The sequence below is a fragment of the Desulfosporosinus sp. Tol-M2 genome (assembly GCF_059735615.1).
The window spans coordinates 1-5,581 of sequence record NZ_JCAIJG010000168.1; the positions used below are offsets into that span (position 1 = coordinate 1).

Consider the following 5,581-nt stretch of genomic DNA (forward strand, 5'->3'; position numbering starts at 1 on the left):
TGTGAGGTAAACTGAATCGTGCGTACTATAGGTCCGTACACATAAGTTGAATGACTTGCCCCTGGCCACCTCCATGGATTCGTTGTCATCAGCAGGCCTTTGCGTAGATGAGCGTGGGGTTTCGTCAACACTAATAACCGGCGCTTCCACCACGCTTTCTCTGATGGTTTCGAGCTCCTTATCAAGCATGCCGGACAGCTCGTCCTGAAAGGCCAAAATCGTGGCTTTGGAAGGTTTAACCGCTCCACTGCTTAATGATTCGATAAATTCAGAAACCCGTTGGGCGGATACAAGTCCTTCCATTGATAAATCTACACACATGGCCTTGATGTTCGGACCGTAATTCACCGGGTTTTTCAGTCCATCAGGAATAGGCTCGCCTTTGTAAAACCTATGTTCCTTGATCACTGCCATAGTAAGTATGTCCACTTCGTATTTGCTGATATATTCGCCGCATGTATCGCCATGGTCCACAACTTCAACGTCTGTTTTGCCTTCTTCAATCAGCTCCACCAGCTTTTTGGAGAGAGTAAGTCCGTGCCCAATGTGTCCTGGCTGCCCGCCCGGTTTTCTGCCTGAAGACATCCGATTGTTGTGGATCACTTTCTTTAATCCATCAGTACTGGGCGGCTTGCACGAATTGCTACTATCCTTGTTAATGCGCGCCTTTAGCATGGTCACCGAGTCAGCTAACGCCCCGCATTGATCGGAAATCTCCTCGTATCTCCTTTGAAGAACCTCATTATCTACCTTAGCACGATGGTAGGCTTCTTCTATTTTGGCAATGTGCGTCTGCAGCAGCCGTACCTGATGGTCCTTCGAACGAACTTCCTGCTTAAGCTCCTGTATTTCAAGACCAAGTTTGTCCTCTGAAATCTGACGGGCTATCTTCATATTTTCAATGCGCAGCCGCAAATCTTTGGCTTGCCGCAGGTATTGTTCGTTCGTCATAAAGTGTCATCACCTCTGCAATCGTTGTTCGTTATATAGATCAGATGGGCCATCCCGTTTTTCCCAGGCTGTCAAACATGCCTGTGATTTCATACTCATCGATCAGGCATTTAGTTTGACAACCTGCACAGCATTTAAGCTGGTCCTCCCATGCCGTCAAAGCTACATTTAACAGCTCTTGCGTTTGCGCATAAGAATTATTCGGGTAGAACTCATACACGTACGTTCCGTCAAAGGCGATACTTTTCGAGCGACCAGTCTGCATGTCATAAATGCTCTTCCTTAATCGCTTCGAGAAATACACGCAGAATGCAATAATCTGATCTTGAGAATAAAGTCTTCTGTAACGAACAAGCTTCGGATTTGCTGCTATCTTCATATACAACAGGTTTGCGTACTCGTACAATAACCAGTTCAACTTGACCTTATCGCCATTATCCTGGTAGAAATTTGCTGCACTTACCTTGTCGAGTTCCATTTAAATTCACATTCCTTTCGTGTCGGACAATGCTTGCCTGAAACGTGTCTCAAGTGGATAAATATAGACATCCTTTATGGGCAAAATGGCATTGTGGTGACCGCCGTCACGCCCCCGACCTGTCGTCCGACCCACGTTAATCCAGTTAGCCGCTTTGTAGCACGTGCCCTTGAATCTATCGCATTCAACGAATGTCTCCAGAAGGCATAACCCGTGGCCATATTTCAACTCCCAGTCTGAGCTTATCCGTCTTGCAATCAGCGCCAGAATGTGACTTGCTAGGTGCGGCACGTTCACCCATGGGAAGATTAAAAAGCGCGAATTATTTGTCAGCATTTTAAGTCCGCGACTGCGCTCGTCCTTGCTCCACCCGATGAAAGAATCCTTTTCTCGACAAGACCACGCTGCCGACCCGAACAGCAAGCATGCAAGAGATTCACCGTTCCTGCTGGAAATCATGTACGCCATCCTCTCGCCTATGAAACGATCGAACCCGAGATAGTGGTACTGGTCTATATACGACTGGAACCGTGTCATCGACTCCTTTGATGTCACGACTTCAATATCTAATGGCTGAAGTTCCCCTAATTTCCGAATGATTGGTGTTTCATCATGGGCAAAATGTTTAATACCCTTCGAGTCTCCCGGCTTGCGTGGCAATCGCATACGAGGCGGCAGAACGATTTGCCCTGCTTTTTCCAATGAGGAAAGCAAATCTCTGCATGACATGTCTTTAACCTTGCCGCCTGCATCCCGCCAGTCCCACATCTCACATAGTTCTACTGACAATCTGCTTCTTCCCATGCTCGGCTTTTCTGAGATGGTCTTGCAGATTTGTTTCACCAGTTCTTCAGTTATTTCCGGTCTATTTGTTGTTTTCATGATTTATTTATTCGACATAAAATTAATGAGTCCTGCTATTTTTGAAAATTTAATTAGAAAAAGTGAGGCAATGGCCTCACTTTTCATTTTGGTCGTGGGTAATGGTTATGTTTCGGGTACGGYACCTCTGACCTGTAACAAGATATTGTCAAAGGCACATAGGGCGAGGTATAATGTCCACTATACATATACATTTGTTTTTAAAGAGGAGTTGACTTACCTTGACAATTCAAATTGGCATATTAGGGTTGGGTACAGTGGGTTCTGGAGTAGTACGCATCTTACAGCAAAATGCTAAAGATATTCAAACACGAACACACTGCGAAATTCACATTAAAGGAATCCTTGATCAGGATCTTGATCGAGAACGTGAAGTTAGCGGCGACTATCTCTTCACAGATCAACCACCGGAAATCCTTCAAGACCCTGAAATCGATATTATTGTCGAAGTGATGGGGGGAATCGAACCTGCCCGCACGTTTATTTTGGAAGCTTTACGACAGGGTAAACATGTCGTCACCGCAAATAAAGACTTAATAGCGCTTCATGGTTATGAGCTTCTTGAGGCAGCCAATCAGGCAGGCAAGGACCTCTTCTTCGAAGCGAGCGTTGGAGGCGGAATCCCGATAATCGCAGCTTTGAAAGAGTCCCTGGCCGCCAACCGCATTACCGCCATCCTGGGGATTATTAATGGAACGACCAACTATATTCTTACTGCCATGGCCGAGCAGGACCGGGAGTATTCGGAAGTCCTTGCTGAAGCACAACTATTAGGGTATGCCGAAGCTGACCCTTCTGCTGATGTCGACGGTCTAGATGCTGCCCGAAAACTTGCCATTCTATCCTCCATCGCCTTTAATTCACGCGTTGCCCTCCAAGACGTCTTTGTAGAAGGCATTTCAAAAATTACGCGTGAAGATCTGGCTTATGCCACTGAGCTTGGCTGTACCATCAAACTATTAGCCATTGCAAAAAATCAAGATGAAGGAATCGAAGTACGCGTTCATCCGGCAATATTACCTCTTACTCACCCGCTGGCCTCTGTAAGCGGTGTTTTCAATGCCATTTATGTCGTGGGTGATGCCGTTGGGGAAACCATGTTTTATGGTCGGGGCGCCGGTTCTCTTCCTACGGGAAGTGCGATTATTAGCGATATTATGCGGATCGTTCGCAATATTCATTCGAACTCAACCTCTTCCGGCAATTGCACTTGTTACCTTAATCTTCCGCATAAAGCCGTCTCAGATTTCTATACTGCATTCTATATTCGCCTACTTGTTAAAGACGAGCCCCGTGTCCTCGCTACTCTAGCCTTACTCTTTGCCGAAGCAAATATCAGCTTCGCCTCGATCATTCAAAAACCGCGCGCTGAACATCAGGCGGAGATTGTCCTGGTAACTCATCCCTGTCGTCAAGGAGCACTTCAGGAAGCACTGGATTCTGTCAAAGCATATAGCAAGGTCCTGAATATTCACAATGTGATTCGCTTTGAAAATAGCCAATAACGATTGATTCTTGCACAGCGTATGTGCTTGAACATCAATATAAATAAGACTGCTTAACGGACAATGTAACATTTCATGAAACTTGTACATAACCTATATCATCAATAATAATCAACGCCAATTCCGGAATTTCTTATCTTATATCACCACGTTTGTGGTAGATGAATAAAAGGGGACCAACCACATGTTAGCATTTCTAACGGAAATTGAGTTAGCGATTATTATTGTCTTATTATTAGTGTTACTCTTCAAAGAAATCAATGATGAAAATCCCAATACCAATACTAATACCATTACTATTAATGGTAAGGATAACAAGGTGTGGTAAAGGATCTAGGGATAAGGTCTAGGCATGTCTGCCTAGGTCTTTTTCTTTTTGCCTGACAAGTATAAAGAAAAACCCAGGCCCAATTAATCTGGCCTGGGTTTAATAATAGACTTAGAAAAATAGCCAATCTACCCAAAAATATAGGCTGAATAAACTGATGAGGAGCCCAATGGGAATGACAATGATCGTCACTTTCAAGCTTTGAGTCCAATTAATCCTAATCCCGTTTTTCTTGAGAATGAACATCCAAAGCAAGGATGCCAGGGTTCCCATCGGGGTAATCAAGGAGCCAATATCCGCTCCCATAATCATTGCCAAATAGGCAATACGCAACGTTGGGATATCCAGTTGCATTCCTGTCAGGGTTAAAGACCCAATCATGACCGATGGAAGATTATTGAATAGATTTGACATTACCGTAAGCAAACCTCCACTGATCAGAGTGGCGCTTAAAAGATTGGCTGATATGGGTTCTCTAAGTCGTTCAACTATTAATTCAGTTAAACCGATATTATGCAAGCTGTAAACCACGACATAAATGCTAAAGGCAAATAAAATGATATGCCAGGGAGTTTTCTTGATAATATCATTCACTCCAACTCCTCTTCGGTTCCATCTATACATAATCAGCAACAGGGCGCCGAAGATGCCGATCCATTCCATAGGAATGCCAAATCCGGTGCCTACAAACAGGCCTGCCCTCGTCAAGGCAACAATAGCGATACAAACTCTGAACATGGACATATCCGTTACAGACGGAGAAATGGCGTGGTCTGTTAATAGATGAGGAGAGGGATGATGCAAAGACGAATGTGAATGTGGCTGTGGATGCGGATGTTGGTGCGGTTTATGATCCGGATGAGGCCGATGATCCAGATGAGGGGTGTAAGGTTTTTCAATACCGGATACCGGCAGTACGTTAATTACTTTCGGGATATCCTTGCTAAAGTAATAAAACAATAGCAACGATATGGCGGTGATTCCTAACAAAGAGGGAACAAACATCATGGACACGTACGAATTTAAATCTAAACCAATAATTTTTAGAGCGATCAGGTTGGCAATGTTGCTCACCGCAATTGGAGCACTTGCTGCGGTCGCAATCAGCGCCCCGGAAAGAAGATAAGGGAATTGTTGATTAGCTTTAAGCTTCAGAATGGTGACTATCTGAATGATAATGGGGGTGGTAATTAGGATGCTTCCGTCATTGTTAAAAAACATGGTCATAAGGAAGCAGAGCAAATTGATATACCAGTAAAGCAAAATGCCTGAACCGTTGGCTCTGCTCACCAGATTAAAGGCTGATGCAACAAGCTCAAATACGTGATTTAGTGGAAAACGTTACGCGCTCAGGACTTGGCAGGTTCTTATTTAGAAACCCAGTAGCACAAAGCAAGAGAAAAAGAAAAGGTACCGGCAAAGGTACCGGCAAAGGCA

General features: G+C 44.5%; 6 protein-coding genes. 2 read left to right on the forward strand and 4 right to left on the reverse strand.

Annotation, left to right across the window (positions count from 1 at the left end):
- The 3 genes from AC6I5A_RS12570 to AC6I5A_RS12580 all read right to left on the reverse strand — a co-directional run.
- On the reverse strand, positions 1-951 hold a 951-nt coding region (locus AC6I5A_RS12570), incomplete at its 3' end, for a DUF6444 domain-containing protein (RefSeq protein ID WP_034616554.1).
- A gap of 40 nt (positions 952-991) precedes the next feature.
- A complete protein-coding gene (locus AC6I5A_RS12575) occupies positions 992-1,429 on the reverse strand; it encodes a hypothetical protein (RefSeq protein ID WP_034616557.1) in 438 nt (145 codons plus the stop codon).
- A 6-nt stretch (positions 1,430-1,435) separates the two neighbouring features.
- On the reverse strand, positions 1,436-2,311 hold the full coding sequence (locus AC6I5A_RS12580; protein ID WP_497900739.1) for a Druantia anti-phage system protein DruA: 876 nt from the start codon (positions 2,309-2,311) through the stop codon (positions 1,436-1,438).
- A gap of 221 nt (positions 2,312-2,532) precedes the next feature.
- Between AC6I5A_RS12580 and AC6I5A_RS12585 the strand changes: the two genes are divergently transcribed.
- The gene (locus AC6I5A_RS12585) at positions 2,533-3,816 is read left to right on the forward strand and encodes a homoserine dehydrogenase (RefSeq protein WP_034616565.1); all 1,284 of its coding nucleotides are present in this window, start codon (positions 2,533-2,535) and stop codon (positions 3,814-3,816) included.
- A 184-nt stretch (positions 3,817-4,000) separates the two neighbouring features.
- Positions 4,001-4,144, forward strand: a complete 144-nt coding sequence (locus AC6I5A_RS12590) for a hypothetical protein (RefSeq protein ID WP_497900740.1) — start codon at positions 4,001-4,003, stop codon at positions 4,142-4,144.
- 111 nt (positions 4,145-4,255) lie between these two features.
- On the opposite strand, the gene AC6I5A_RS12595 is transcribed toward AC6I5A_RS12590, so the two are convergent.
- On the reverse strand, positions 4,256-5,437 hold the full coding sequence (locus AC6I5A_RS12595) for an ArsB/NhaD family transporter (RefSeq protein WP_034616568.1): 1,182 nt from the start codon (positions 5,435-5,437) through the stop codon (positions 4,256-4,258).
- Positions 5,438-5,581 lie beyond the last annotated feature (144 nt).

What these genes read in the sequence shown, in the direction of transcription:
- AC6I5A_RS12575 (WP_034616557.1), bottom strand. Translation starts at nt 1,429, where the DNA reads ATGGAACTCGACAAGGTAAGTGCAGCAAATTTCTACCAGGATAATGGC.
- AC6I5A_RS12580 (WP_497900739.1), bottom strand. Translation starts at nt 2,311, where the DNA reads ATGAAAACAACAAATAGACCGGAAATAACTGAAGAACTGGTGAAACAA.
- AC6I5A_RS12590 (WP_497900740.1), top strand. Translation starts at nt 4,001, where the DNA reads ATGTTAGCATTTCTAACGGAAATTGAGTTAGCGATTATTATTGTCTTA.